The sequence below is a fragment of the Geobacter sp. genome, from assembly GCA_009684525.1.
Taxonomy (GTDB): Bacteria; Desulfobacterota; Desulfuromonadia; order Geobacterales; family DSM-12255; genus Geoanaerobacter.
On record WKKR01000001.1, the window covers coordinates 90,885 to 115,592 of the forward strand.

General features: G+C 56.0%; 25 protein-coding genes and 1 other RNA gene. 10 read left to right on the top strand and 16 right to left on the bottom strand.

Annotation, left to right across the window (positions count from 1 at the left end; all coding sequences use genetic code 11):
* Nucleotide 1 precedes the first annotated feature (1 nt).
* From GJT30_00450 to GJT30_00460, 3 genes are all read left to right on the top strand, one after another.
* Nucleotides 2-1,189: a peptidoglycan DD-metalloendopeptidase family protein gene (locus GJT30_00450; protein MSM38082.1), complete on the top strand. Its 1,188-nt coding sequence runs from the start codon at nucleotides 2-4 to the stop codon at nucleotides 1,187-1,189.
* 69 nt (nucleotides 1,190-1,258) lie between these two features.
* Nucleotides 1,259-2,593 (top strand): PDZ domain-containing protein, encoded by a 1,335-nt coding sequence (locus GJT30_00455; protein MSM38083.1) that lies wholly within the window; start codon nucleotides 1,259-1,261, stop codon nucleotides 2,591-2,593.
* 346 nt (nucleotides 2,594-2,939) lie between these two features.
* Complete coding sequence (locus tag GJT30_00460) at nucleotides 2,940-4,127, top strand: hypothetical protein (protein MSM38084.1); 1,188 nt, start codon at nucleotides 2,940-2,942, stop codon at nucleotides 4,125-4,127.
* A 79-nt stretch (nucleotides 4,128-4,206) separates the two neighbouring features.
* On the opposite strand, the gene GJT30_00465 is transcribed toward GJT30_00460, so the two are convergent.
* Entirely contained in the window at nucleotides 4,207-5,637 is a 1,431-nt protein-coding gene (locus GJT30_00465) for a hypothetical protein (GenBank protein MSM38085.1), read from the bottom strand.
* A gap of 119 nt (nucleotides 5,638-5,756) precedes the next feature.
* Between GJT30_00465 and GJT30_00470 the strand changes: the two genes are divergently transcribed.
* The 3 genes from GJT30_00470 to GJT30_00480 are packed head-to-tail and all read left to right on the top strand — an operon-like array spanning nucleotide 5,757 to nucleotide 7,449.
* Nucleotides 5,757-6,530, top strand: a complete 774-nt coding sequence (locus GJT30_00470; GenBank protein MSM38086.1) for a TlyA family rRNA (cytidine-2'-O)-methyltransferase — start codon at nucleotides 5,757-5,759, stop codon at nucleotides 6,528-6,530.
* Between the two features lie 10 nt (nucleotides 6,531-6,540).
* On the top strand, nucleotides 6,541-6,885 hold the full coding sequence (locus GJT30_00475) for an HIT domain-containing protein (GenBank protein MSM38087.1): 345 nt from the start codon (nucleotides 6,541-6,543) through the stop codon (nucleotides 6,883-6,885).
* 27 nt (nucleotides 6,886-6,912) lie between these two features.
* On the top strand, nucleotides 6,913-7,449 hold the full coding sequence (locus GJT30_00480) for a DUF4124 domain-containing protein (protein ID MSM38088.1): 537 nt from the start codon (nucleotides 6,913-6,915) through the stop codon (nucleotides 7,447-7,449).
* A gap of 250 nt (nucleotides 7,450-7,699) precedes the next feature.
* Here GJT30_00480 and ssrS read toward each other — a convergent pair.
* The 3 genes from ssrS to GJT30_00495 form a co-directional block, all read right to left on the bottom strand.
* Nucleotides 7,700-7,875, bottom strand: a non-coding RNA gene (gene ssrS, locus GJT30_00485) — 6S RNA.
* Nucleotides 7,876-7,982: 107 nt separating this feature from the next.
* Nucleotides 7,983-9,281, bottom strand: a complete 1,299-nt coding sequence (locus GJT30_00490) for a divalent metal cation transporter (GenBank protein ID MSM38089.1) — start codon at nucleotides 9,279-9,281, stop codon at nucleotides 7,983-7,985.
* Between the two features lie 19 nt (nucleotides 9,282-9,300).
* A complete protein-coding gene (locus GJT30_00495) occupies nucleotides 9,301-10,572 on the bottom strand; it encodes a CBS domain-containing protein (GenBank protein MSM38090.1) in 1,272 nt (423 codons plus the stop codon).
* A gap of 400 nt (nucleotides 10,573-10,972) precedes the next feature.
* On the opposite strand from GJT30_00495, the gene GJT30_00500 reads away from it, so the two are divergent.
* Nucleotides 10,973-12,286 (top strand): DUF21 domain-containing protein, encoded by a 1,314-nt coding sequence (locus GJT30_00500; GenBank protein ID MSM38091.1) that lies wholly within the window; start codon nucleotides 10,973-10,975, stop codon nucleotides 12,284-12,286.
* Between the two features lie 54 nt (nucleotides 12,287-12,340).
* Here GJT30_00500 and GJT30_00505 read toward each other — a convergent pair whose 3' ends face one another.
* Nucleotides 12,341-13,270, bottom strand: coding sequence for a TerC/Alx family metal homeostasis membrane protein (locus GJT30_00505; protein ID MSM38092.1), 930 nt, complete (start codon nucleotides 13,268-13,270; stop codon nucleotides 12,341-12,343).
* 200 nt (nucleotides 13,271-13,470) lie between these two features.
* Between GJT30_00505 and GJT30_00510 the strand changes: the two genes are divergently transcribed.
* Nucleotides 13,471-14,307 (top strand): TonB family protein, encoded by an 837-nt coding sequence (locus tag GJT30_00510; GenBank protein MSM38093.1) that lies wholly within the window; start codon nucleotides 13,471-13,473, stop codon nucleotides 14,305-14,307.
* Here the strand turns inward: GJT30_00510 and galU are convergent.
* The 11 genes from galU to GJT30_00565 all read right to left on the bottom strand — a co-directional run bounded on the left by galU (nucleotide 14,301) and on the right by GJT30_00565 (nucleotide 22,972).
* Nucleotides 14,301-15,170, bottom strand: a complete 870-nt coding sequence (gene galU / locus GJT30_00515) for a UTP--glucose-1-phosphate uridylyltransferase GalU (protein ID MSM38094.1) — start codon at nucleotides 15,168-15,170, stop codon at nucleotides 14,301-14,303. The two genes, GJT30_00510 and galU, sit on opposite strands and share 7 nt — an antisense overlap.
* 93 nt (nucleotides 15,171-15,263) lie before the next feature.
* Nucleotides 15,264-16,115 carry a bifunctional methylenetetrahydrofolate dehydrogenase/methenyltetrahydrofolate cyclohydrolase FolD gene (folD, locus tag GJT30_00520; protein MSM38095.1) on the bottom strand — a complete coding sequence of 284 codons (852 nt, stop codon included), beginning with the start codon at nucleotides 16,113-16,115 and terminating at the stop codon, nucleotides 15,264-15,266.
* A gap of 140 nt (nucleotides 16,116-16,255) precedes the next feature.
* Nucleotides 16,256-16,513, bottom strand: coding sequence for a zinc ribbon domain-containing protein (locus tag GJT30_00525; protein MSM38096.1), 258 nt, complete (start codon nucleotides 16,511-16,513; stop codon nucleotides 16,256-16,258).
* Nucleotides 16,514-16,608: 95 nt separating this feature from the next.
* On the bottom strand, nucleotides 16,609-16,956 hold the full coding sequence (locus GJT30_00530; protein MSM38097.1) for a YggU family protein: 348 nt from the start codon (nucleotides 16,954-16,956) through the stop codon (nucleotides 16,609-16,611).
* The gene (locus GJT30_00535; protein ID MSM38098.1) at nucleotides 16,916-17,365 is read right to left on the bottom strand and encodes a DivIVA domain-containing protein; all 450 of its coding nucleotides are present in this window, start codon (nucleotides 17,363-17,365) and stop codon (nucleotides 16,916-16,918) included. The genes GJT30_00530 and GJT30_00535 overlap by 41 nt, the downstream gene beginning before the upstream one ends.
* Nucleotides 17,366-17,367: 2 nt before the next feature.
* On the bottom strand, nucleotides 17,368-17,679 hold the full coding sequence (locus tag GJT30_00540; GenBank protein MSM38099.1) for a YggT family protein: 312 nt from the start codon (nucleotides 17,677-17,679) through the stop codon (nucleotides 17,368-17,370).
* Nucleotides 17,680-17,761: 82 nt separating this feature from the next.
* Nucleotides 17,762-18,892 carry an ABC transporter permease subunit gene (locus GJT30_00545; protein MSM38100.1) on the bottom strand — a complete coding sequence of 377 codons (1,131 nt, stop codon included), beginning with the start codon at nucleotides 18,890-18,892 and terminating at the stop codon, nucleotides 17,762-17,764.
* Nucleotides 18,893-18,911: 19 nt separating this feature from the next.
* On the bottom strand, nucleotides 18,912-20,045 hold the full coding sequence (locus tag GJT30_00550) for an ABC transporter permease subunit (GenBank protein MSM38101.1): 1,134 nt from the start codon (nucleotides 20,043-20,045) through the stop codon (nucleotides 18,912-18,914).
* Nucleotides 20,046-20,061: 16 nt separating this feature from the next.
* Entirely contained in the window at nucleotides 20,062-21,036 is a 975-nt protein-coding gene (locus GJT30_00555; protein ID MSM38102.1) for an ATP-binding cassette domain-containing protein, read from the bottom strand.
* Nucleotides 21,023-21,967 carry an ATP-binding cassette domain-containing protein gene (locus tag GJT30_00560; GenBank protein MSM38103.1) on the bottom strand — a complete coding sequence of 315 codons (945 nt, stop codon included), beginning with the start codon at nucleotides 21,965-21,967 and terminating at the stop codon, nucleotides 21,023-21,025. The genes GJT30_00555 and GJT30_00560 overlap by 14 nt, the downstream gene beginning before the upstream one ends.
* 15 nt (nucleotides 21,968-21,982) lie before the next feature.
* Nucleotides 21,983-22,972, bottom strand: a complete 990-nt coding sequence (locus GJT30_00565; GenBank protein ID MSM38104.1) for an HlyD family efflux transporter periplasmic adaptor subunit — start codon at nucleotides 22,970-22,972, stop codon at nucleotides 21,983-21,985.
* 202 nt (nucleotides 22,973-23,174) lie between these two features.
* Here GJT30_00565 and GJT30_00570 point away from each other — a divergent pair, with 202 nt between their 5' ends.
* Entirely contained in the window at nucleotides 23,175-24,344 is a 1,170-nt protein-coding gene (locus tag GJT30_00570; GenBank protein MSM38105.1) for a hypothetical protein, read from the top strand.
* Between the two features lie 121 nt (nucleotides 24,345-24,465).
* Entirely contained in the window at nucleotides 24,466-24,705 is a 240-nt protein-coding gene (locus GJT30_00575) for a hypothetical protein (GenBank protein MSM38106.1), read from the top strand.
* The last annotated feature ends 3 nt before the right edge of the window (nucleotides 24,706-24,708 follow it).

The following is a 24,708-nucleotide window of genomic DNA, read 5'->3' on the forward strand; positions in this document are numbered from 1 at the left end:
CATGATTCGGGCGATTTTCATTCTGATGCTTGTGTCCTTTTCTGCCAATTTGGCAGCAACGGCCATGGCTGATGTTCGTGATGACCTGCAGGGCATCCGGCAGGAGATTCGGGAAAAAAAGACCCTGCTCAAAAAGAACAGAAAAATAGAGAAAAAGGTTTCCAACGAGCTGGTGACAATTGACAAGACCTTGAAAGAGAAAGAGGCCAGTCTCAAAGTTCTCAATCAAGATTTGGTAAAAGTTGAGCAAGCTCTTGGAAAAACCCAACGTGAAATTCAACTGGTAGCAGCAGAAACAGAACGGAAAAGGGAGCATATCCGCCACCGTCTTACTGCATTGTATAAGGCTGGTGAATTGGGCAGTGCCAGGATGTTCTTCGCGTCGGAATCCTTCCCGCAAATGCTGGAAAACCAGAAATATATGCAGGGAGTCCTCCAGGGAGACCGCAGACTTTTTGCCGATTACTCGGCTAAACTCGATCAGTTGAAGGGCTTGAAGGGGGTTCTGGAACGGGATGCGGCACGGAAGGAAAATATCCGAACCGGCATTGCCGCAAAGAAGCAGGAGATCGAAGAGGAAAAGTCAAAAAAAGCTGCCTATCTCAGCCAGGTTCGGGAAACCAGCAAGAGCCATCAGGAAGCTCTCCGTGAACTCCAGGCCAATGCGCGGCGCCTGCAAAACATGATAGAAAGGCTTGAAGCACGGCAAAGAAAGAGCTATACTGCAAAATCTGACAGAAAGCAGACCCTTGGCGATCGAGAGCCGCTTCCTCCTGTTGCAGACAAGGGGTTCGGCGCCCAGCGCGGAAGGCTTGCAATTCCGGTGAGAGGCGAGATCGTCGGTCGTTTCGGCCGCCATAAGCACCCCGAATATAATTCGTACACGATCAATAACGGCATTTCCATTGCTGCTCCCCAGGGGGCCGATATCCGTTCGGTCTTCGATGGCCAGGTCATCTTTGCCGATTATTTCAAGGGGTATGGCAACATGGTGATCGTCGATCATGGCGGCGGGTACTTCAGCCTTTACGGCCATGCATCGCGGCTTACAAAAAAGGTGGGTTCGCAGGTCTCCCGTAACGATGTCATTGCCAGTGTGGGAGATATTGACTCTTCGCGTGGTCCGATGCTCTATTTTGAACTCCGCTATCAGGGAAAGCCGATCGATCCTTCGCCCTGGTTCAGATAACAGATGTAAGATGTCAGTCGAGAAACGATTTTCCATTGTGCAGCAATAGGAGCTGAAACGGGAGGAATGATGTTCGGAAAAGGAAAGACACGCAAGCTTGCTCTCTGGCTTACCGTTGGAGTTGCCCTTGTCATTGTGGTGGGGGTCGGTGCCCAGCGCCATTGTGCCGCAGAAGGAAATGACTACGAATCGATTGAGCTCTTCACCGATGTTCTGGCCCTTGTCAAGAAGAGTTATGTCGAAGAGGTAGATACCAAAAAACTGATCTACGGTGCGATCAACGGGATGCTCGCTTCCCTTGACCCGCACAGTTCCTTCATGACTCCCGAGAGTTACAAGGAGATGAAGATCGATACCAAGGGTGCTTTTGGTGGCCTGGGGATTGAAATCTCCATCAAGGACGGGATGTTGACGGTCATTTCTCCCATCGAGGATACGCCTGCCTATAAGGCCGGGATCAAGGCCGGTGACCAGATCCTGAAGATCGACGACAAATTCACCAAGGACCTCTCCATTACCGAAGCGGTGAAAAGGATGCGTGGGCAGAAGGGAACCAAAGTAATCCTCAGCATCATGCGCGACGGATTCGAGAAGCCGAAAGAGTTCCCGCTGGTACGTGATATCATCCAGGTGAAGAGCATCAAGTACAAGACCCTGGATAACGGCTATGGTTACGTCAGGATCGCTCAGTTCCAGGAGAAGACGGACACGGACCTCGCCAAGGCATTGAATGCCCTCAGAAGCGAAAATGGCGGCTCCTTGAAGGGACTCGTGCTTGACGTCCGCAACGACCCCGGCGGGCTTCTGGACCAGGCGGTTCGCGTTGCAGAACATTTCATTGCCGAAGGGCAACTGGTTGTCTATACCGAGGGACGGGAAAAAGACTCCAAAGTCCGGTATTCTTCCCGGGCTGGAACCAAAGAGCCGAACTACCCCATGGTAGTGCTGATCAACGGTGGCAGCGCCAGTGCCTCGGAGATCGTTGCCGGTGCTCTGCAGGATCACAAACGCGCTGTGATCATGGGTACCCAGAGTTTCGGCAAGGGATCGGTGCAGTCACTCATTGAACTCTCCGACAATTCAGGCCTGCGCCTTACCACTGCAAGGTATTACACTCCGAGTGGCCGTTCCATTCAGGCCAAGGGGATAACCCCGGATATTACGGTGGAGAAGCTGGAAATACCGGCCGCTGCCGAAAAGAAGGACTCCATGCATATCCGTGAAAAGGATCTGGAGAACCATTTCGAGGATAAGGAGCCTGAAAAAGGTCAGGACGACAAGAAAGAGAAACTGCCGCTCTATAAGAGCGATGAGCAGATCAAGAATGATTATCAGATTCTGCGGGCGCTCGATCTGCTCAAAGGGTGGGATATTCTTAAAAAGGTTATGGACACTACGAGTTGAAAACTGCCTGAACAGTATGTTGAAGAGATGGGGAGCCGCACGGGCTCCCCGTTTTTTTTGGTGGCTGTGTCGTTTCCGCCAGATGGGCAGGCTTTCAATTTCTCAGGCATCTTGGTATAGTAGTAAAAATTTATTGTGGAGGTTACCCTGCATGCGAAGGATGATGAAGGCAGGATTCTTGTTCCTGGGCATACTTTTCGTTCTGACAGCCTGTGGTGGCGGTGGGGGCGGCAGTACGACTACGACAACGGTTGCACTTACCTCGTCGAAGGATTCGGCCGCAAGCACCGGTACTGATGCAATCCTTCTGACTGCCACTGTCTCGCCCACGGTTACGAGCGGGACGGTGACCTTCAAAATCAACAGTGGCCCGGGGTCGTTCAGTGCCATTTCCCAGGTATCGACCACCACCGCGACGATCACGAATGGCGTTGCAACGGCTCAACTCACCAGTGATACTGCTGGGACGACAGAGATCTATGCAACCTACGGCACGACCAATAGCACTACGAAAACGGTCCGTTTTACCGCTCAAACCGTCAGTCTGACGGCTTCGAGCCCGGCGGCAATGAACTCGGATCCGATAACGCTGACGGCAACCGTATCTCCTGCAGTTGCAGACGGAAGTCTGGTTACCTTCAGTGTGGTGTCGGGTGGCGCGATAGCATCGATTGGTGGAGCCACGTCTCAGAATGTGCCTACCAGTAACAGCCAGGCAACGGCTGTTCTTACTCCGAGTGGTGCCAGTACTGGCACCGTTGTGGTTCGAGCAACATACGGCACTGTCAACAGCTCTGATGTTTCCGTCCAATTTGCCAGCATTACCAGCCCCGTGATGGTCCTGACCGCGAGCAAGAGTTACCTTGTTACTGCTGCTGATCCGATTCTCGTTGTTGCATCGTTCTACCCATCGCTGTCATCCGGAACCCTCATCAACATGAACGCTGCAGGGGGGGCAGGGGTCATTAAGGTTGAAGGAGGGACTTATGGAACATCGGCCACTCCTGGTGTCATTGCGAGTGGTGCCTTAGCAGGTAAAGCATATGTCTATCTCAAGTCCAGTGACAGTACTACCACTGGCAACGCGACTGTCACCGCTTCCTATGGCATCTATCCCACAACCTCCGCGATCGTCTCGTTCCTCCCCGAAATCGGCACCAGCACGAAAAGCGTCTCCCTGACCGCCAGCGCCCTGACCAAGATCGCCGGGAGAAACGTCACAGATATCCGCTTTAATATCGTCAACGATGCTGTATCGAATTCTGCCTGTTATTACAAGTCGATAACACCAGTAGCGTTACTAGGTACTCTGATTCCGAACTATCAACAGTCCGATGCGAATTCGACAGTTGTCAGTTTTGCTGATCTATCGGGGACTGGTGTCGCTCTTGGAAGTACTGCTCCTGTCAAGCTCTTGGATATAGAGTATGGATACAATCCAGTCATGGCTTCACTTAGCATTGTTCCAGTAAGCATGACCGTAGCAGGTGGTGCCTCAGTAACACTGACGGCGGCCGACTTCCTAATCCAGTAGTTTTAAAACGTTAGCGATTGAAACAAAAAGGCTTCACGGAATCTCCGTGAAGCCTTTTCTCGTGGGGCATTCTCTACGGCTATTCGAAGGAAACGGCCGTCTGGCAGGCAATCCCTTCCTTGGCGCGTCCTTCGTCCTTCAACTGGAAGTCAAGAAGGAATTCCTGCATCTCTCCCGACTGCAGCTTGAGAGGCCTGCTCTTGAGGGTGGTGTGAGAGACCTTGCTGAACGGGGCATCCGTGCCCTGGACAGCCGTATATGCCTTTGAGTGGTTGAGCGATACGACCAGCCGCTCTGCCGCGGCGCTCCCGACATTGAGCACCGAGACCAGGCAATGGCCCCGTGACGGGTCATTTTCGTCCCGGTCGATCGACTTGACGATGGCCCGAACGAGCGGCGCAGAGGCAGTCAGATGAAGTTCCTGGATCACGGGCCGCTCGTCTGCAATCTTCGATACCATCCGTAGCGGCACAACTGCGTTCTGGCCGTCGACCAGGTTTGCGGGCAGGGTAAGCGCAACGGATAGTTTCAAGCTGCCGCCGGGCGGGATTTCAGGAGTTTCCGTGATATGTTTTCCTCCCTGCACGAAGGCTCCGTTCCATGAGGATGGGGCCACGAGCGAGAGAGCGAAGCGGTCCGGCACAACGCCGGGGTTGGTGACGACAATCGGGAAGGTCGTTTCCTTTGCCACCTCGACGACCTGTTCATCAGCGGGGACGGCAAGCAAGGAAGCGGGAGTGCTGACTGCGGTGTAAATATAGGCCTTGTGGCTCGCGATCCGCTCAGCAGCTGCCTTTTCCTGTGCGATCCGTTCCGCTTCCGCCTTCTCCCTGGCAATCCGCTCTGCTTCTGCCTTCTCGCGAGCCCTACGTTCTTCTTCCGCCTTCAGCTTGGCGATCCGCTCTGCTTCTGCCTTTTCCCTGGCAATCCGCTCCGCTTCTGCCTTTTCGCGAGCCTTGCGTTCTTCCTCTGCTTTCAGCTTGGCGATCCGCTCGGCTTCCGCCTTTTCTCGGGCGATCCGCTCCGCTTCTGCCTTTTCCCGTGCCTTGCGTTCCTCTTCCGCCTTGATTGCCGCAAGACGAGCTGCCTCAGCCTGTTCCCGCGCAATCCGTTCCTGTTCCCGTTTCAATTTTATGTTTCGATAGGCAGTAACATCCAGCTTCTGGGCATTCTTGGCGACATCCTGCTCGATGCTGGCCTTCAGTGTGCTGTGCGGGAATTCTTCTTCCCAGGTCCGGATAAGGAAGGCCGATTCGTCACTCTTGCCATCCTTGAAATAGGATCGGGCCAGGAACAGCAGTGTCAGTTCCCTCAGTTGGGAATCTGGCTGACTGAGAAGCGGAGAGAGTTTGCCGATGGCAAGGGAATAATCCCCCTTTTTGTAGGCTGTAAAGCCTGCCATGAACTCCTGGGCTTCGTGCGACTGATAGGCCAAAGTCGGTTCGGCACTGGAAAAGCACCACAGCGCTGCGGAAAGAACCACTATTTTTCTAATTTTCTTCGTTTTCATGGCGAGATATGATACTTACTCCTTTGAGATGGAATATGTAACAGCTTTAATACACTGAGGTTTGTGTTGATGTCAATCTTTCTTGCCATGCATCTGTGGAGTGAAGCAAAGGAACAGCAGTGAACCCGAAGAAGGAACGGCTCGACAAACTGCTTGTGGAACGTGGACTGGCGCCTTCTCGCGAACGGGCTCGTGCCCTCATCATGGCGGGTCTGGTGGTTGTTGGCGATCATGTTGAGACAAAGGCCGGACACTCGGTCGCAGCGGAGACGGAGATCCGCTTGAAAGGGGCGGACCATCCGTTTGTGAGCCGGGGTGGCCTCAAACTGCAGCAAGCTCTCGATGCATTTCATATCGATGTGACAGGGGCGGTGGGCCTCGACGTGGGGGCATCCACCGGAGGCTTCACCGACTGCCTGCTGCAGCGCGGCGCGCGAAAGGTCTACGCCGTCGATGTCGGCTACGGCCAGTTGGCGTGGAGCCTTCGTCAGGATGAGCGGGTTGTGAACCTCGAAAAAACCAATATCCGCTATCTTGAACCGGCGCGACTCGACGAAATCCCTGACCTGGCAGTGATCGACGCCTCATTTATATCGCTCGACAAGATTCTTCCGCACGTTATAATGCTAATCAAGCCCACGGGGCGGATAGTTGCGCTCATCAAGCCCCAGTTCGAGGTCGGCAGGGGAGAAGTGGGGAAGGGGGGCGTGGTTCGTGATGAAGAGAAGCACCGGGCGGTCGTTGCCAAGGTGACGCAGCTTGCCGGGTCTCTCTCTCTGTGCGTCATCGGGGTCGTTGAATCGCCGATCCAGGGACCGAAAGGAAACCGGGAGTTTTTGATCTACCTTGTCAGAGATGGCGAAAACATTGGTCAGTGCACTGAGCACGCATGAAAGGAGGGGTATGGAGGACTGCATATTTTGTAAAATCGTTGATGGAAGACTGCCGGCAAAAAAGGTGTACGAAGACGAACTGATCATAGCTATAGAAGACATATCCCCTGTGGCACCTGTCCATCTGCTGCTCATTCCCAAGCGCCATTTTGTCAATTCCCTTGATATGCAGGTTTCCGACCGGGAACTGGTCGGCCATATCTTCCTGGTCGCTGCCGAAATTGCCCGTAGCAAGGGAATAGCAGAGAATGGCTTCCGGATCGTCAATAACAATAACGCCGGTGCCGGTCAATCGGTATTCCACATACATTTCCATCTGTTGGCAGGTCGAACGTTCACCTGGCCTCCGGGCTAGCATACCCCTGAATGAGTGGAGGGATGGATGAGAGCATCAGTGCTGATTGCCGTTCTCATGACCGTTATTATGGCTGTGCCGTCCATGGCAGCCATCTATACCTGGGAAGATGAACGGGGAGTGGTTAATTTTGCGGAGGATTATGGCAAAATTCCGCAGAAGTTCCGGAAAAAGGCGCGAATCGTCGGCGAGGATTCTGCCGATGAGACATTAGAGAGTGAATCTTCTGCACCGAACGTCAAGGAGAAGCCCAGGACGTCCGATGGTCTGCCCAAAGAGGTGTCTCCAGCAGCTTCTGACAGCAGGAAAGTCTTTGGTGGAAAGGACGAACGTGTGTGGCAACAGGAGTTTGCCATGCTCAAGGCAGAATTGAAATCTATCCAGGACCAGATCGATGCGGTCAATGCCCGGCTTGCCAAATCCGATCAGATGTCGCGTTCCGAATACCGGATATTGGAAAATACGAGAAAACTGCTGGAAGAACAGCAGCTTGCCGCTAAGAACAGGTTTGAGAAATTGAGTGCAGATGCTCAAAAGGCGGGGGTGCCGCCAGATCTTCGCTGATCGGAGAGCGATGCGTTCAAAAGAAAAAGCCCGTTCGCGAAGAGCGGGCTTTTTCTTTCAGCAACAATTGGTGGTAATCGGCATTCTGTGACATCCGTCGGTAGGACCTTACTGCAGCCTTCGGTAACTCTCTTTGGCGATCATCCCCGGAGGGTGGTGCAGTCGGTTTCCCCCTTTTTCAAGCGGTTTCACGCGCCTGGCGGATGAGAATAACAGATCCAGTCGTGATCCCGTCACCACCAATTGTATTCGTTGCTCCAGAGTACCGTAGCAGCTTACGTCACTGACCATGGTTTCATCATTTCCCGTGGAGACACTTCAGGCTTCCCTCTTCGATGAGGGCCTGCTCACCGCGTCTGAACCGGGGGTCGATAGGTTATTAATAGTCAGAGCCCTCAACTCGTCTTACCTGCACCCCAGAGCAATTATCAGAGAACTTTAACCAGAGTATAGCTGGACAAGAACTATTGTCAAGTTTGGGTAAAAAAATATCAGATGTCAGAAGTGAAGGTGAAAAGGGTGGCCAATGGCAGTTACAACGCGAATAACATGTTGATTGCATTGGGGATAATCATATCCAGGGTCATGAGCAGGGTGAGGATGATCATGATTACTACCGTGGTCCAGGCGATAATATTGAAAATTATTCCGTTCCGGTATTTCTGCATCAGTCGTTTGTTGTTGACGAGCAGCAGAATGAAAATCAGAACGAAAGGGAGCATGACACCGTTAACCACCTGGGAGAGGAACATGATGGTTATCAGCGGGGTATTGGGGATGAGAATGAGTGCGGCGCTCAGGATGATGATGAACGTGAAGAGCCAGAAGAACTGGGGGGCCTCTCGGAAATCCTTGTCGATCCCGGATTCCCAGCCCATCCCTTCGCAGATGTAGTACGTGGTCGACAAGGGGAGGATGCAGGCGGCAAAGAGTGAGGCATTGAAAAGGCCGAACGCAAAGAGGCTAGCGGCATAGTTCCCGACCAGAGGCTTCAGCGCCACGGCAGCATCGGCAGCGGTCTCTATCCGCAGGCCCTGGGTGTGGATGGTCGATGCGCAGGCAACAACGATAAAGAATGCGACCACTATGGCCATGATACATCCGATGAATACATCGAGCCGGGAGAACCCGTAGTGTTCGATGGTAATTCCCTTTTCGACCACCGATGACTGCTGGTAGAACTGCATCCACGGGGCAATGGTGGTGCCGACGAGGCCAATGATGGTCATCAGGTAGGCACTGTCAGATTTGATCGTGGGGACAATTGTTGCAGTCATGATTGTATGCCAGTCCGGTTTTGCCATGAATGCCGCAATGGGGTATGCGATATAGACCATGCAGGCAACCAGAAAGACCTTTTCAACCAGCCGGTACGATCCTTTGACGATGAGCAGCCAGACCAGCAAGGCTCCGGAGGGAACGGACAGATATTTGCTGATGCCGAATATTTCAAGGCTGGCAGCAATCCCGGCAAACTCCGATACTGAATTGCCGAGGTTGGTGAGGAGCAGGGCAACCATGACGTAAAAGGTGACCTTGACACCGTAGGTTTCCCGGATCAGGTCGGAAAGGCCTTTGCCGGTAACAGCGCCCATCCGGGCGCACATCTCCTGGATCACCACCAGCGCAACAGTCGTGGGGATCATCACCCAGAGGATGGTATGGCCAAAATGCGCCCCGGCAAGGGAATAGGTGGTAATCCCGCCGGCGTCGTTGTCGACGTTGGCAGTTATGACACCGGGGCCGAGTATGGCCAGAAAGAGCAGGATGTTCTTTCTGTTGACCTTTCCCAGGGGCTTGAAAAATTTCAGCAGACTGATGCCGGTGAACATGCCGTCAACTCCTCGGCTTTCAGTGGTAGAGATTGCGCTTGCGTCTGGTTATGGCAGAGAGGAAATGCTGCAGGATATCGTCGACAGTGACAATCCCCGCCATTTTCCCGTCTTCATCGAGAACGGGAACGGCAATGAGATTGTATTTAGAGAGAATCTCGTAGATATCTTCCGGTTCGGCATCGATCTTCACGCTCTTGACATTGTCGATCATGATTTCCGTCAAAGGGCAGTCCGGCGGATTGACGAGCAGTTCCTTCAGACTGACGACCCCTTCAATCCGCTCGTCTGCATCCAGCAGATAGGCGTAGTAGATGGTTTCCACATCCGGAGCGACGAGGCGCACCTGGCGCAGGGCTTCGGCAACGGTCATGTCACTTGCGAGCGCGAGGAACTCGGAATTCATGAGACCGCCGGCAGAGTCTTCCTCATGCTCCATCAGTTCCTGGATCTCTTCGGCTTCGTCGGTTTCCATGAGCCCCAGAAGCTCCTGGGCCGTTTCTTCCGGGAGGTCGGCAAGAACATCTGCAGCCTCATCAGGTGCCATATCTTCGAGGATATCCGAGGCCTGCTCGCTTCCCAACTGCTGGATCACCATATTGCGGAATTCCGGTTCCAGCTCATATAATGTGTCGCCGGTGGTCTCGGTGTCGATGGTCGACAGAACGGTCTGGATGTTGGTTACCGGGATCTGCTCGATGATATCCGCAAGGTCGGCCGGATGCAGCTCCTTCATCTGATCGCGTGCCACGGTGAGTGCCAGTCGCGACGTGTGCATCTCCAGTGGTTGCACGAACTGCCAGCTGATCTCAGTGGTGGGGATCTGTTGCTTGAGGAGATGGGCCACCGATTCTCCCAGCCCTTCGTAGCCCAATCTTCGCAATAGCCCGCGAAAGCCGATGTCTACCGAGAATATGCAGAGCTGGTCGTTAAAGCGTCCCAGCTTGACGTCATTGACCCGTACAACCTTGGCACCATCAACATCGACGATCTGTTTGTCAAGGATGTCGCGTTTGATCAGGATCTCCCCTTCGGAGGGACAATAGGTCGGCAGAGAAGTGGCAGACGCCTGTGATAACGAGATAACCGCCCGGTTGAAGAGGGAAATCTGCTCCCAGCTTGCGGTACACAGGCCTTGGCGATTTTTCAGCAGAAGGTGGGAGACAATGGGAAAGGTTTCGCCGGGTACCATGATGAGATCGCGGAGCGTACCGATTTCCTGGCCGAGATCGCTGAGCACGGTCTTACCCAAGAGAGAGCTGACAAACAGTTCGCTGACGATGCCGTTCATGACCGTCTCCAAAACAAAAAAGCCCTTCCGGGGAGAAAGGGCCTTTGCGCACGACGACACCACCATTTCCCCCTGGTTGAGTTTCGGCAGAGCACAACGTAGGTTTTCACCAGCTACCTTAAGTAAAGCCTTAATCCGGCCAGACTTGGTCTACCACATTGGCGTCTTTCGACGTTTCTGGGCAGTAGCTTCTGTTTGTGCTAACGCCTCTTCCTAACGAGGAATTATGGGAAATCTATAGACCCGGAGGTCTGATTTGTCAACAGCTTTTTCCCCGCAATTCGGGCAAAACGGCTCGTGAGAGCAACGGTTCTGTTTACATTAGGCCATGTGGATGATAAAAATACACAGATAGAACTATCCGTGCTGCAAGAGACGCAGAACCGAAGGTGAGGAATGCTTGGATACCGTGACTCTGGAATTGCTGCTGATTTTCGTCCTGATAATCATTAACGGTTTTTTTTCCTGCTCCGAATTTGCCATTATCTCCATCAGGAAAAGCCGGGTTGCGCAACTGGTTGAAGAAGGTGATCAACGGGCAAAAACGGTGGAAGAGCTGCAGCAAGACCCTCATCGCCTTCTTGCCATAGTCCAGATCGGCGTGACCGTCGTCGGTTCAACCGCCTCGACAGTCGGCGGTATTATTGCTGTTGAACACCTTCGGCCTGCGCTACGTCTCTCTTCGGTTGCACTGATCAGCAATGCGGCTGAACCGATCGCCGTTACCATCGTGGTTGCCCTGGTCTCCTATTTTTCACTGATTCTGGGGGAACTGGTTCCCAAGACCATCGGTCTCCAGTATGCCGATACCATGGCTCTGCGGGTTGCCGGTCCCATCAGGTTTCTGGAGCGGTTATGCGGGGTAGTGGTGAGCGTGTTGACCGTTTCCAGCAAGGCCGTTCTCCGTCTGTTCAGGATCAAGGGGGAAGAGCGTGCCTTCATAACCAGGGAAGAAGTCCAACTCATCGTTGCCGAGGGCCACGAAAGCGGAGTCTTCAGCGCCAGCGAACATGAATATATCAAAAACATCTTTGACTTTACCCACACGGCAGTGCGCGAAGTTATGGTACCACGTACCAGAATCGCGGCACTCGATCTCGACTGGCAGCGGGAAGAAATGCTTCGCTTTATTCTGGAAAACCAGTATTCCCGGTACCCGGTATTCAGCGGCAGTATTGAGAAGATTGTCGGCTTTGTCCATGGCAAGGATTTCCTCGGCAGGATGGTCAATGACCAGGATTTTGCTATCGAAGCGATCATCAGGCCGCCCTTTTATGTCCCGGAAGGGAAAAAGGTCAATGAACTGCTGAAGGAGATGCAGCGCAAACGGATTCATATGGCGTTGGTGGTAGATGAATATGGCGGGATCAGCGGTTTGGCTACCACCGAAGATCTGCTGGAGGAACTGGTGGGAGAGATTGAGGATGAGCATGATGTCGGAGAACCGCGTCGGGTGCAGAAACTGGCCGATGGCTCGCTGATCGTTGACGCACTCATCTCGTTGAGCGACCTGGAGGATCTGCTGGGGATCAAGCTGGGTGAGGACCTGCAGTATGATACCCTTGCCGGCCTCATTCTCGATCAGTTGGGCAGGTTCCCGGAACGGGGTGAATCCGTGTCGTGGCAGGGATTTCGTTTCATTTGCGAAGAGGTGAAGACAACCGCCATTGTTCGCGTACGGATCAGCAAACGAGAAGAGGAGGCGACTCCCTGAATCGAGACAACCTCTGTGCGGAATCCGGGAGGGGCTTTTGGCCCCTCCTTTTTTTCAGTGTTGCGTCTGATGTCGATGACGTCCGATGGTGATCGAGGTGAGAATGGCAATGGCCAGGGAGCCGACAATCACGCCGAGGGAGAAATAGATCGGGATGTGCCAGACATCCACCAGCAGCATCTTGACGCCGACAAAGGTCAGGATGAACGAGATGCCGAGCTTGAGATAGACGAACATTTCCATGACGTGGGCAAGAAGGTAGTAGAGCGAGCGGAGCCCCATGATGGCAAATACGTTGGAGGTATAGACGATAAAGGGATCGTGGGTGACCGCAAGGACTGCCGGGATGGAGTCGACGGCAAAGATCACGTCGCTCGACTCTATCACCAGCAGGGCCAGGAAGAGGGGAGTCGCGGCCAAGATCCCCTGGCGGCGGATAAAGAAGCGGTCATCGCGAATTCTCTTGGTAATCGGGACAAACCGGCGGACCAGTCTGACCAGCAGGTTCTTTTCCGGTTCGATCTTCTCTTCCCCTCCAAAGGCCATCTTGATGCCGGTTACCACCAGGATGACGCCAAACAGATAGATCATCCAGTGAAACCGTTCGATCAGCTCGATGCCGGTGAAGATGAAGACGGCCCGCATCAGCAGGGCGCCGATGATACCCCATTTGAGGATCTTGGGCTGATGGACCTTGGTGATGTGGAAATAGGAGAAGATCATGATGAAGACAAACAGGTTGTCCACTGACAACGATTCTTCGATGAGATAGCCGGTGAAGAACTCGATCGCCTTGGTGGGTCCCATACTGTAGTAGATCCAGACATTGAACGCCAGCGCCAGGGTAACCCAGGTGAGTGTCCAGGCAAGGGCCTCGCGGAAACGGATCTCATGGCTTTTCCGGTTAAAGACGCCCAGGTCGAGGACGAACATTACCGTTATTACGATCCCGAAGCCGAGCCACATGGTTGTCTGTCCTGTCATGAATGCAAATCCTTGGGGTATGCTCTGGTCTGGTGGCTGGCAGCCGCTGAAGTCCTGCGGATGATAGGTGATTGGCGGTGCACTGTCAAAGTTTTTTCAAATAGTGGATTGATGGTGCAATACCCCCCGGAGGGTTGCTTTTTGGCAGAGGTAGGCATACAATTCATTCCGCAGTGTATCCCAGCCCGCACAGAGAATGCATGTCACTCGGTTCAGAAGAAAAATCCCTTAACATAACGCTGACCATATCGTTTCTGTTGCATGTCCTGTTTCTGCTGCTCCTTGTCTACCTTCCCCCGGCCGAGCAGAAGAAAGAGACCGAACCGATCATGGTTGACCTTGAGGATCTGCCGCAACTGAAAGAGCAACTCCCTCGCGGGGACGAAAAGGCAAAACGGCAGGCAGAGACCAGGCAACGGGTGCCGGTCGAATCTGCCCCGCGCGGGGACCAGCTGCGTAATCGCATCACTCCCCCTCCTGTGGCGCCACGGCAGCCGCAAGCCGTGCCTTCACCCCGGATCGCCGAACCTTCGAGGCAAAAGCCAGCGAAAAGTGAGATGCCCGGAGACAGCCTCTTCAGGGCGAAGAAAGAGGACTTGCCCGATCTGGCAAAGCTCCTTCCTTCCGCCAACCGTCTGGAGCGGCTAGAGGAGAACTATCGCAGGAAATATGAGGACGAGGTGAAGGAAAATGACACCAAGTTTCTCAATACCGATGATATCCTGTTCGGTTCGTTCCTGCGGAGATTTGAAACCGCGGTCTATAATGTCTGGCGATACCCACCCGATGCTGCACGGCTGGGAATAGAAGGGGTGGTCCCGGTCAGGATCACCTTCAACCGGAAGGGCGAGATACAAAAGGCGGTAGTCCTGGAGAGCTCGGGGAGCATCATCCTCGATGACGAGGTGCGTCGCGCGTTACGGCAGATCGGCCCGATCGGAGCTCTCCCCAAAGGCTACGGCAAGGACGAGTTCCATCTCATCGCGTTTTTCCATTATGGTATTGTCAGCGGGTCCAGCCGCGGCAGGCTCTATTGATTTGAAATCCGCATCTCCAGAAATTCCCTGAAATCCTTGCTGAACTCTTCCCTTTTCAGGGCCATGTCCACGGTAGCCTTGAGAAAGCCGAGTTTGTCTCCGCAGTCGTGCCGGATCCCCTCGAACTGGCAGCCATAGATCGCCTCCTCCCGTGAAAGCTTGAGGATGGCGTCGGTGAGCTGTATCTCCCCTCCCTTGCCCGGCTCCTGGGTTGCCAGGATCGGGAATATCTCCGGGGTGAGCACGTACCTGCCGATGATGGCCAGGTCTGAGGGAGCTTCCTCCAGCTTCGGTTTCTCCACCATGTCGATCACCTCGTAGACCCGGTCGGAGATGTGATTCGCCCGGACGCAGCCATAGGAGGAGATGAGTTCCATTGGGACTTTTTCCAGCGCGAGCACCGGTCCGCGATATTTCCGGTAGACATCCAGCAGTTGGGCCAGGCATGGCCGCTCCGAATCGATGATGTCATCGCCCAAAAGCACGGCAAAGGGCTCTTTACCCACGAAGTCCCGTGCACAGAGGATGGCATGGCCGAGTCCGCGCGCCTCTTTCTGGCGGACATAGAAGATATCGACCATGTCGGAAATCTCACGGATGCGGGAGAGTTCCTTTTCTTTCCCTTTATCGTAGAGGTGGGCTTCCAGTTCAAAGGCAATGTCGAAGTGGTCTTCCAGTGCACGTTTGCCACGACCGGTAACGAACAGGATCTGCTCGATCCCTGAGGCAACCGCCTCTTCGACCACGTATTGCACCAGGGGCTTGTCGATGAGCGGGAGCATTTCCTTGGGGGATGCCTTGGTGGCTGGGAGGAAGCGGGTGCCGAGGCCCGCAACGGGAAAGACCGCCTTTTTTACCTGCATGAATGATACTCCTCTCAGGTGATCCAGATCTGATCCGCCCTATATTTATCATATTCAAATGGTTGCGTGAGGCAACCGCTTTCAGCGGTATTTTCAGCCTTTGCAGGTATGTTTTGCCGACTCGACCGTGTTGTAGAGGAGCATGGTGATGGTCATGGGGCCAACCCCTCCCGGAACCGGGGTGATGGCCGATGCCCGTTCGCTGGCTGCAGCGAATTCCACGTCTCCCACCAGTTTCTTTTCCCCGACCCGGTTGACACCCACATCGATGACCACCGCACCCTCCTTGATCCATGCTCCCTTGATCATCTCAGGTTGGCCTACGGCGGCAATCAGGACATCCGCCTGTCCTACCTTGGCGGCCAGATCCCTGGTCTTGGAGTGGCAGATCGTGACTGTGGCATGCTGGGCCAGGCACATGGCAGCAACCGGTTTGCCGACGATATTCGAGCGACCGACAATGACCACTTCCTTGCCGGCCAGGTCGACACCGGTCTCTTTCAGCATCACCATAACGCCATAGGGGGTGCAGGGACGGAACAGCGGCTTGCCAACCATCAGGCGGCCGACGTTGTAGGGGTGGAATCCGTCCACATCCTTGTGCGGGGAGATCGCCTCCAGCACCTTCTCAGTATTGATCTGTCGGGGGAGCGGGAGCTGTACCAGTATGCCGTGAATGCGGAGATCGCAGTTGAGCTTGTCGATGAGGCGGAGAAGTTCCTGCTCGCTGGTATCCGCCGGGAGCTTGTACTCGTCGGAAAAGATACCCACGTCCTGGCAGGCCTTTTCTTTCATCCGAACATATACTGCGCTGGCCGGGTCATCACCCACCAGGACCACTGCCAGGCCGGGGACGATCCCCTTTGCCCTGAGGTCGGTAACCTCAGCGGTGATTTCGCTTCGAATCTTTGCCGCAATTGCCTTGCCGTCGATCAGTTGTGCCATGGGCTTCATGCTCCTCGCGAAATTTTGCCTGCATCATACGGGATATGGAATTGGTTTGTAAAGTGGCCAGGGGAAATCCGGCATAAAAAAACCTCCACGAACGGGAGGTTTAGTAAAACTGACGTCAAGCTGCACGTGATTCAGGCTGCTGCCGCCGAAGGGCACCCTGCACAGCTGCCGCCGGTGCTGGCCGGGCAGGACGGGGCCGGGCTCTTCGATCCGTTGCCATATCCTTCAGCATACCAGCCCCCACCTTTGAGGGTGAACGCGGTAGACGAGATGAGTTTCTTCACTTCGCCGCCGCAGGAAGGGCATTCTTTCGCAGGCTCGTCGGAAAATTTCTGGCGCAACTCGAACTGGTGGTCACATGCGGTGCACTGGTATTCGTAGACAGGCATTTCGATCTCTACCCCCTGAAGCAATTTTCTCTCGTAACTATAATGATTCCATGACGATTTTGTCAAGAGTGTTCAACGGGAAAAATGCGCCAGGGTCAGGGGGGGCAGGGGAGCAGGGTACGGAGCAGGCCGGGTTCGACACCGGTGACAAGGACTGTTTTGTGACGGGATTTGGTGCCGGCTACGATGGTAACCCTGGACTTGGCGAGCCCCAGGCTCTTGGCGATGAATTCGGCCAGCTGCCGGTTGGCGGCATCGTCCACGGGGGGGGAGGTGAGACGCACCTTCAGTTCATCTCCCTGCAGCCCGCAGATCTCGGTCCGGCTGGCACGCGGCTGGACATGGACGACGAAGCAGACGCCGTCTGCGGCCCGGCTCACTTTGAACGGGAGCTGGGACGGGTCATTCCCCGTTGACGTTGAGGAGTTTGAGGTGGTTTTCAAGAATGGCCTTGAACGATGTTTCAAACTGGAGTTTTTCCCGGCGCAGTTCCTGGATCTGGTTGTTCAGCTGCATGAGCCGGTTTTCCGCCTCGGCGACGATCCGGTCTGCCTTGAGTTCGGCCTCGGAGATGAGCAGATTCCCTTCCTTCTGCGCATTGGCCTTCATCTCCTCGGAGATCTTCTGGGCTGCCAGCATGGTTTCCCGCAGCGAGGTCTCGCGCAGGCGGACATCTTCCAGTTCAAGCGACGCCTTGCGCAGCTGTTCCTTCAGCTCGGTATTTTCCCGGATGAGGCCTTCCATCTCCTGGGAGACCTGCTGCAGGAAGGAATCCACATCGTCGGGGTCGAGCCCGCCGAGCATCTTCCCTTTGAACTGCTGCTGCTGGATGTCGAGCGGCGATATCTGCACTATTAGCCCCCGAAGCCGAATTTGATACGGTTTACCAGTTCGAAGAGTGAGGCTACCATGAATTTCTGCAGGAAGAAGATGGCAAGGATCACCAGAAGCGGTGAGAGATCGAGTCCTCCGGTATTGGGGAGCACACGGCGGACCCTTTGCAGGACCGGTTCGGTACTCCGGTAAAGGAAGCTGACAATGGGGTTGTAGGGGTCGGGGTTCACCCAGGAGAGAATGGCCCGGGCGATCAGGATATACATGTAGATCGTCAGGGCGAAGTCCAGGATGTAGGCTATGGCATTGATGAAGTTGGCAATGATGAACATGTGGTCCCCGATTGGTGCGAGGTCGGACAGCTAGCATGGTTATACAGAAATACCCCCCTACTGTCAAGGAGGCCGCCCGGTTTCATGACAGCTGCTTGCGGAAACGCTGTACCGCAAAGGCGAGTATGATCGAGCCAAGGATGAAAAGCCCCAGGAGCTGGGGCCAGAGGATGTCCGGCCCGACCCCCTTGAGGAAGATTCCGCGGATGATGACCAGAAAGTAGCGGAGCGGATTGATGTAGGTCGCGTACTGAATGGCGGGCGGCATGTTTTCGATGGGGAAGGCGAAACCGGAGAGGAGCATGGCCGGAAAGGTGAACATGAAGGAGCTCATCATCGCCTGTTGCTGGGTCCGGCTGATGGTGGAGATGAAGAGTCCGAAGCCGAGCGTACTCATCAGGTAGAGACCGGTTGCGGCAAAGAGCAGGAGCAGGCTGCCGCGGAAGGGGATTTGGAACCAGAACCGCGCCATCAGGACGACGATTGAGAGGTTGATATAGCCGATGATGATGAACGGTATTGTCTTGCCGAGGATGAACTCCCAGCGCCGGATCGGGGTGACGATGATCTGCTCCATGGTGCCGATCTCCTTTTCCCGCACCACGGCCATGCTGGAGAGCATCATGGTGGTGATGAGCACCATCAGGGCGGTCACGCCGGGAACGTAGTAGTTGCGGCTTTCCAGGTTATCGTTGAACCAGGCCCGGCTTTCCAGGTCGACCTGCGGCAGCGTCCGGAGGAGGTCTCCCTGCCGGACCATGCGCTGGGTCAGGATCTGGTCGCTGAAACGGCTGGCGATCTTGACCGCATGGGAGAGGACGATGCCAGCGGTATTCGGGTCGGTGCCGTCCACGATGATCTGCAGGGAGGCTGTGCGGCCTCCCCTGATGTCGTCCTCGAAACCGGGGTCGATCTGGACTGCCGCCCGGACCTCCCCCTGGTCCATGAGCTCCCGTATCCGTCCGACACGCTCTATCTGTTCCGTGATATCGAAGTAGCCGGAACGTTGCAGTTGGGCAACCAGCTCACGGCTGGTGGCGCTCTTGTCCAGGTCATAGACTGCTGTGGTGATGTGTTTGACGTCGGTGTTCACGGCGTAGCCGAACAGGACGATCTGCACCACCGGCACGCCGAAGATGACGAAGCGCATCTTGGGATCGCGGAGGATCTGGGTAAACTCCTTGATCAGCATGGCCTTCAGGCGGTCGAACACGTGAAACCTCGCAACATGGTCACTCGATTTTTTTCCGGAACTTCAGGATTGCCAGGATCCGCACCGTAATTCCGAACAGTGCCAGCAATGCCGCTTCACGCCAGAGGACGGAAAGCCCCACCCCCTTCAGATAGATGCCACGCAGGATCGTGACCAGATAGCGGGCCGGGATGATATGGGTGACGATCTGGAGGAACTTGGGCATGTTGGCAATGGGAAAGACAAAGCCGGAAAGGAGAAAGGCTGGCAGCAGTGTCGCCACCATGGCGAACTGGCTGGAGGCGAACTGGCTCCGCCCGACGATGCTGATCAGCATCCCAAGGGAGAGGGCGCCGAACAGGAACAGGATCGCCATGCCGAGCAACAGCCAGAGCTCTCCTCTGAGCGGGACGTCAAACACGAAACGCCCCACCACCACGGACAGTGCCAGGTCTATCAGGCCGATGACGAAGTAGGGGAGCAGTTTGCCGAGGATCAGCTCCGGGCCGCGCAGAGGGGTGGAGATCAGCTGCTCCATGGTGCCGGTTTCCCACTCGCGGGCAATGGTCAGGGAGGTGAGAAAGGCGGCGATAACCATCATGATGACGGCGATGAGGCCGGGGACAATGGCGTTGCGCGAGATCATGTCATCGTTGAACCAGACCCGCGGCCGTATGTCCAGCGGCGGTCGCGGTGCGGTTCCGGTCATGCGCCGGCTCTGGGCAACAACGATGTCGGCAGCATAGAGCCGGACGATGTTTTCCGCATAGCCGAGGGCAATAGTGGCGGTATTCGAGTCGCTGCCGTCCACGATGACCTGGATGCGGATAGGTTTGCCGGACGTGCCTGCCCGGCCGAAATCGACCGGCAGCACCAGGGCGATGAGGGCGTCGCGCCGGTCAATGGCCCGTTCCACGGCCTGGTAGTCGCTGACGTGCTCTACGAGCTGGAAGTAGCGTGAGCCGCTGAAACGACCGATGAAATCGCGGCTGGCCGGGGTTTCGCTCTGGTCCCAGACCACCAGCGGCACCTTGTCCACATCCAGGGTGAGAGCGTAGCCGAACATGAACAGGAGCAGCATCGGCAGGGCTAGCCCCATGATCAGGCTGCGCACATCGCGGATGATGTGCAGGTATTCCTTTTTGGCGACGGCCCGTACCCGTTGCAGCTTCATATGACTCAGGGCTCTCCTAGCGGGCAAATTCCCGTTGTGGCTCTTCCGCCCGGTCGCGCGCTTCGATGAGCGAAACAAAGACATCCTCCAGCGAGGGGACGATCCGCTCCGGCCGCAGAGCCGGGAATCCGGCCTGCATGAGACTGTCGGCAATGAGCGGGATCGCTGCGCCGGCATCTTCGACCACCGCATGCACCCCCCGGCCGAATAGGGCGACATGGCGCACGCCGGGGAGCGCCTCAATGATCTCCAGGGCATCCTGCGGGCGGTCACAGGATAGTTCCACGATCTCCTCCCCCATCTGGTCTGTTTTCAGTTCTCCCGGCGAACCGAGGGCTATCAGCTCACCGCGGTAGATCAGGCCGAGGCGGTCGCAGTATTCGGCTTCATCCATGTAGTGGGTGGTGACGAAGACCGTGACCCCTTCGCCGGCCAGGCGGTAGATCAGGTCCCAGAAATTGCGCCTGCTGATCGGGTCCACCCCGGAGGTCGGCTCGTCGAGGAAGATGATGGGAGGTTCGTGGAGGATGGCGCACCCCAGCGCCAGCCGCTGCTTCCAGCCGCCGGAGAGCGTGGCGGTCCTGGAGTGCCGGTGTTCGGCAAGCCCGGACATCTCGACGACCCATTCCTTGCGCTCTCGCTTCCTGTCCGGTGCAATCCGGTAGATGCCGCTGTAGAAGTCGATATTCTCCTCTACCGTCAGATCCTCGTAGAGGGAAAAACGCTGGCTCATGTAGCCGATGTTGGACTTGATCTCTTCGGCCTGCCGGTTGATGTCGAAACCTGCCACGGTTCCGGTTCCGTCGGAAGGGGTCAGGATGCCGCAGAGCATCCGGATGGTGGTCGATTTGCCGGCGCCGTTGGGACCGAGGAAGCCGAATATCTCCCCCCGCTTCACATCCAGGCTGACATGGCTGACCGCCTGGAAATCGCCGAAGCGCTTCGAGAGATCGCGCAGCGATACGGCGAACTCCTCGTTATCCTTGGTCATGCCCGGCTCCTGACTCTTCCTCCTGCAGGACGGAGACAAACACATCCTCCAGGCTCGGTTCGATGGGGCGTATCCCCTGGAGGGTGACCCCCGCTGCCGTAAGGAGCCCATTCACCAAGTCCGTCACCCGATCCGGATCAGCGGAGACCAGGTGCACACGGTCGCCGAAGAGACCGACAGACGTGTCGGGAAAACGGTCGCGTAACAGCCGTGCCGTGAGCCGGGCATTATCGGACCTGATTTCCAGGATGGTCCCCCTCATGAGGCTGCGCAGACGATCCGGGGTGTCGCAGGCCAAAAGCCTCCCCTTGTGGATGAGACCGACCCGGTTGCAGCGATCCGCCTCATCGAGATAGGCGGTGGTGACGAAGATGGTGACCCCCTCCTTGAGGAGCTGGTAGAGGATGCGCCAGAAATCGCGGCGGGAGACCGGATCGACGCCATTGGTCGGTTCGTCGAGAAAGAGCACCCTGGGGGTATGGATCAGGGCGCAGGCAAGTCCCAACTTTTGCTTCATCCCGCCGGAGAGGTTTCCTGCCTGCCGGCGCTTGAACGGCGTCAGGTTGCTGAAGGCGAGGAGGCGTTCGACCTTGTCCTCCCGGCCTTGCTTCGGGATGCCGAAGATGTCGGCGTAGAAGTGGATGTTTTCGAGGACCGTCAGGTCCTGGTAGAGGCCGAAGCGCTGGCTCATGTAGCCGATGTCGTCCTTGAGCTCTTCGGACTCGCGGACCGTATCCCGCCCCATGACCGATGCCGAGCCAGCAGAGGGGTCCATGATGCCGACGAGCATGCGCATGGTGGTGGTCTTACCTGCGCCGTCGGAGCCGACCAGGCCGAACAGTTCCCCTTGCGCAACGGAGAGGGTCAGGTTGTCGACGGCCGTGTTGGTGCCGAAGCGTTTGCAGAGGTTGTCTATCCTGACCGCATCCATACGGGGCACCACGCGTTACTTGAGTGTCAGTTCGGCGTTTACCGGCATCCCCGGTTTCAGCTCATGGTGCGGGTTGGGGGCGGTGATCTTGATGCGGTAGACGAGCTTGACCCGCTCCTTCTCGGTCTGGACGTTCTTGGGTGTGAATTCCGCTTCGGGGGAGATGAAACTGACGGTACCTTGGTAGGCACGACCCGGAAAGGTATCGCCGGTGATCCGGGCTGTCTGGCCCAGCTTCACCCTGCCCAAGTCGGTTTCGGGGATATAGGCCCTGATCCAGACCGATTCGAGATCGCCGATGGTCAGTACCGGCGTGCCCGTATTCACCAGTTCACCCGGTTCCTGGTGTTTGGCCAGGACGCTTCCTGCAGTAGGGGAAAACAGGGCGGCATCATCCAGGCGATTGCTGGCCAGCTCCAGGGCCGCCCGAGCGCTTCCCACCCTGGCCCGTGCCTGCCTGATGGTCTCGATGCGCGGACCTTTCCTGACCATGCCCAGCCGTTCGCGCAATTCGCGCGCCTGGGCCTTGGCCATCAAAAAGGCGCTACGCGCAGCTTCAAAATCGTGGGTTGATATGACTTCCCGCTGGTAGAGCTCTTCCTGTCGTGCGAAATCGGCTGTCAGCCGGTTTTCCTCGGCTTCAGCCCTGTCAAGGGCGGCTCGGGCCTGGGCAATCTCTTCGCTCCTCGAACCTGCCTCCAGTTCGGCAAGAACTGCCATGGCTGCCTCAAGTTCTGCCCGGCGCAGGGCAACCTCCTGCTCGAGGTCGTCGGTCTCCAGTCTGGCCAGGAGCTGGCCCACCTTTACGGTCGCGCCCTCATCGACCAGCCGCTCCTTGAGCCGGCCATTTACCTTGAACCCCACCGTCACTGTGGTGGCTTCCACAGTTCCTGAAACCGTGAGTGTGGACGATGAGGGGGAAGGGTGTCGAAACAGTATGATGATCGCCACGGCCACAAGGATAACGACGGCAGCGGCAACAATGATGCGTCGGGAAGCGGTCACGCGGGCTCCTTCTTCCGATGTTGCTGGTGATTGATGGTTCCTTAGAATGAATGTATATCACCTTCTGCCGTGGATTGCATCTGAACGATTCATGGCGTGTTAGCCTGTGCGGGAGCCAGAGGAAAGAATTTACTGTTGTTGCCCGCAGCCAAAAGCGCTACAATTCCGATTTCGAAGGCATATCTGCTGTGAGGTCGAGGAAATGAAACGAATCCATGCATCAATCCTGCTTGCGTTGCTGACGACGGCGATGCCTGTGTACGCTGACAGCGTATCGGCACAGAAGGCGTACAACGAGGGGGATTTTGCTACAGCCTTCCGCGAATTCAAGGCCGACGGCAGTGCAAAATCCCTTTTTCAGATCGGTCTTATGTATGCCAACGGCAAGGGTGTCAAGAAAGACCGGCGGGAAGCGGTCAAATGGTACCGCAAATCGGCCGAACAGGGTTTCGGCAAGGCTCAGGTAACGCTCGGGCTGATGTACTCCCTGGGGGACGAGGTTCGCCAGGACAAAAAGGAAGCGGCCAAGTGGTATCGCAAGGCAGCCGAGCAGGGGCTGGCAGATGCCCAGTTTGCCACCGGACAGATCTATGACCGGGGCGAAGGGGTGCATCAGGACCGCGCGGAAGCTGCAAAATGGTACCGGAAGGCTGCCGAGCAGAAACATGCCAATGCCCAGCTGAACCTGGGGGTAAAGTACGATAACGGCGAAGGGGTTGAGAAGGACAAGCAAGAGGCGGCCAAGTGGTATCAGAAGGCTGCCGAGCAGGGGATTTCCCGTGCCCAGTACCTGCTGGGGCACCTCTATGACAAAGGTGACGGCGTTCTCCTTGATAAAAAGGAAGCCTTAAAATGGTATCGCAAGGCTGCCGAGCAGGGATATGCCCTGGCCCAGTACAATCTCGGGCTCCTCTATGATCGCGGCGACGGTGTTCCCCAGGACAACGGGGAGGCTCTGAAGTGGTTCCGGCGGGCCGCGGACAAGGGGAATGCCGACGCCCAGTTTGCCGTGGCCCAGGCATATGTCAAGGGGATCTCGGTCAAGAAGGACCTGAAGATGGGGCTCAAGTGGTATCGCAAGGCTGCCGAACAGGGGCAGGCCGATGCCCAGTTCCTCCTTGGGCAGATCTATGACAAAGGGGAACTGGTCAAGCAGGACCGCAAAGAGGCGTTCAAGTGGTATCGTAAGGCTGCCGAGCAGGGGCTCGATCAGGCCCAGTTCATCCTCGGGCTCATGTATTTCAACGGATTCGGGGTGAAGCAGAACAAGATAGAGGCGCTGGTCTGGTTCCAGAAAGCTGCCGAGCAGGGCCACGACCAGGCGCAGAAGACCCTGGAGTTCCTGGGCAAAAGGCGGTCACCCATGCTTTAGGCGTGTGCGGAATACCGCGACGAGGGATTCATTATAATGTTACAACTCGCCGGATGAGAGTTTGACAGCCCTTAAGGTGAGGTTATACTTTTCTGTGAAGTGTCTCATCCTGGAGGGTGCCATGTACATACAGATTCGTGACAATACCGGCACTGAACGGTTTATCGAGGAAGAGCATCTTGACGCCTCCATAGCCTCCGGCGAGGTGGTTGCGTTCCGACGCAGCGATGGCTGGATTTCGGCACCGAGCGAGCAGTTGCGCGGCAACGGCGTGGTGGGGACGAAAACCTATCGTGGCCAGGAACGGCGAAGGTCGCTGCTTTCCAAGAGACGGATCCCTTCGGACGATACCAATTCCTGACCC

What these genes read in the sequence shown, in the direction of transcription:
- GJT30_00555 (MSM38102.1), bottom strand. Translation starts at nt 21,036, where the DNA reads ATGACCAAGGATAACGAGGAGTTCGCCGTATCGCTGCGCGATCTCTCG.
- GJT30_00465 (MSM38085.1), bottom strand. Translation starts at nt 5,637, where the DNA reads ATGAAAACGAAGAAAATTAGAAAAATAGTGGTTCTTTCCGCAGCGCTG.
- GJT30_00455 (MSM38083.1), top strand. Translation starts at nt 1,259, where the DNA reads ATGTTCGGAAAAGGAAAGACACGCAAGCTTGCTCTCTGGCTTACCGTT.
- GJT30_00510 (MSM38093.1), top strand. Translation starts at nt 13,471, where the DNA reads ATGTCACTCGGTTCAGAAGAAAAATCCCTTAACATAACGCTGACCATA.
- GJT30_00480 (MSM38088.1), top strand. Translation starts at nt 6,913, where the DNA reads ATGAGAGCATCAGTGCTGATTGCCGTTCTCATGACCGTTATTATGGCT.
- GJT30_00575 (MSM38106.1), top strand. Translation starts at nt 24,466, where the DNA reads ATGTACATACAGATTCGTGACAATACCGGCACTGAACGGTTTATCGAG.
- GJT30_00505 (MSM38092.1), bottom strand. Translation starts at nt 13,270, where the DNA reads ATGACAGGACAGACAACCATGTGGCTCGGCTTCGGGATCGTAATAACG.
- GJT30_00560 (MSM38103.1), bottom strand. Translation starts at nt 21,967, where the DNA reads ATGGATGCGGTCAGGATAGACAACCTCTGCAAACGCTTCGGCACCAAC.
- GJT30_00525 (MSM38096.1), bottom strand. Translation starts at nt 16,513, where the DNA reads ATGCCTGTCTACGAATACCAGTGCACCGCATGTGACCACCAGTTCGAG.
- GJT30_00540 (MSM38099.1), bottom strand. Translation starts at nt 17,679, where the DNA reads ATGTTCATCATTGCCAACTTCATCAATGCCATAGCCTACATCCTGGAC.
- GJT30_00475 (MSM38087.1), top strand. Translation starts at nt 6,541, where the DNA reads ATGGAGGACTGCATATTTTGTAAAATCGTTGATGGAAGACTGCCGGCA.
- folD (MSM38095.1), bottom strand. Translation starts at nt 16,115, where the DNA reads ATGGCACAACTGATCGACGGCAAGGCAATTGCGGCAAAGATTCGAAGC.
- GJT30_00450 (MSM38082.1), top strand. Translation starts at nt 2, where the DNA reads ATGATTCGGGCGATTTTCATTCTGATGCTTGTGTCCTTTTCTGCCAAT.
- galU (MSM38094.1), bottom strand. Translation starts at nt 15,170, where the DNA reads ATGCAGGTAAAAAAGGCGGTCTTTCCCGTTGCGGGCCTCGGCACCCGC.
- GJT30_00570 (MSM38105.1), top strand. Translation starts at nt 23,175, where the DNA reads ATGAAACGAATCCATGCATCAATCCTGCTTGCGTTGCTGACGACGGCG.
- GJT30_00495 (MSM38090.1), bottom strand. Translation starts at nt 10,572, where the DNA reads ATGAACGGCATCGTCAGCGAACTGTTTGTCAGCTCTCTCTTGGGTAAG.
- GJT30_00490 (MSM38089.1), bottom strand. Translation starts at nt 9,281, where the DNA reads ATGTTCACCGGCATCAGTCTGCTGAAATTTTTCAAGCCCCTGGGAAAG.
- GJT30_00550 (MSM38101.1), bottom strand. Translation starts at nt 20,045, where the DNA reads ATGAAGCTGCAACGGGTACGGGCCGTCGCCAAAAAGGAATACCTGCAC.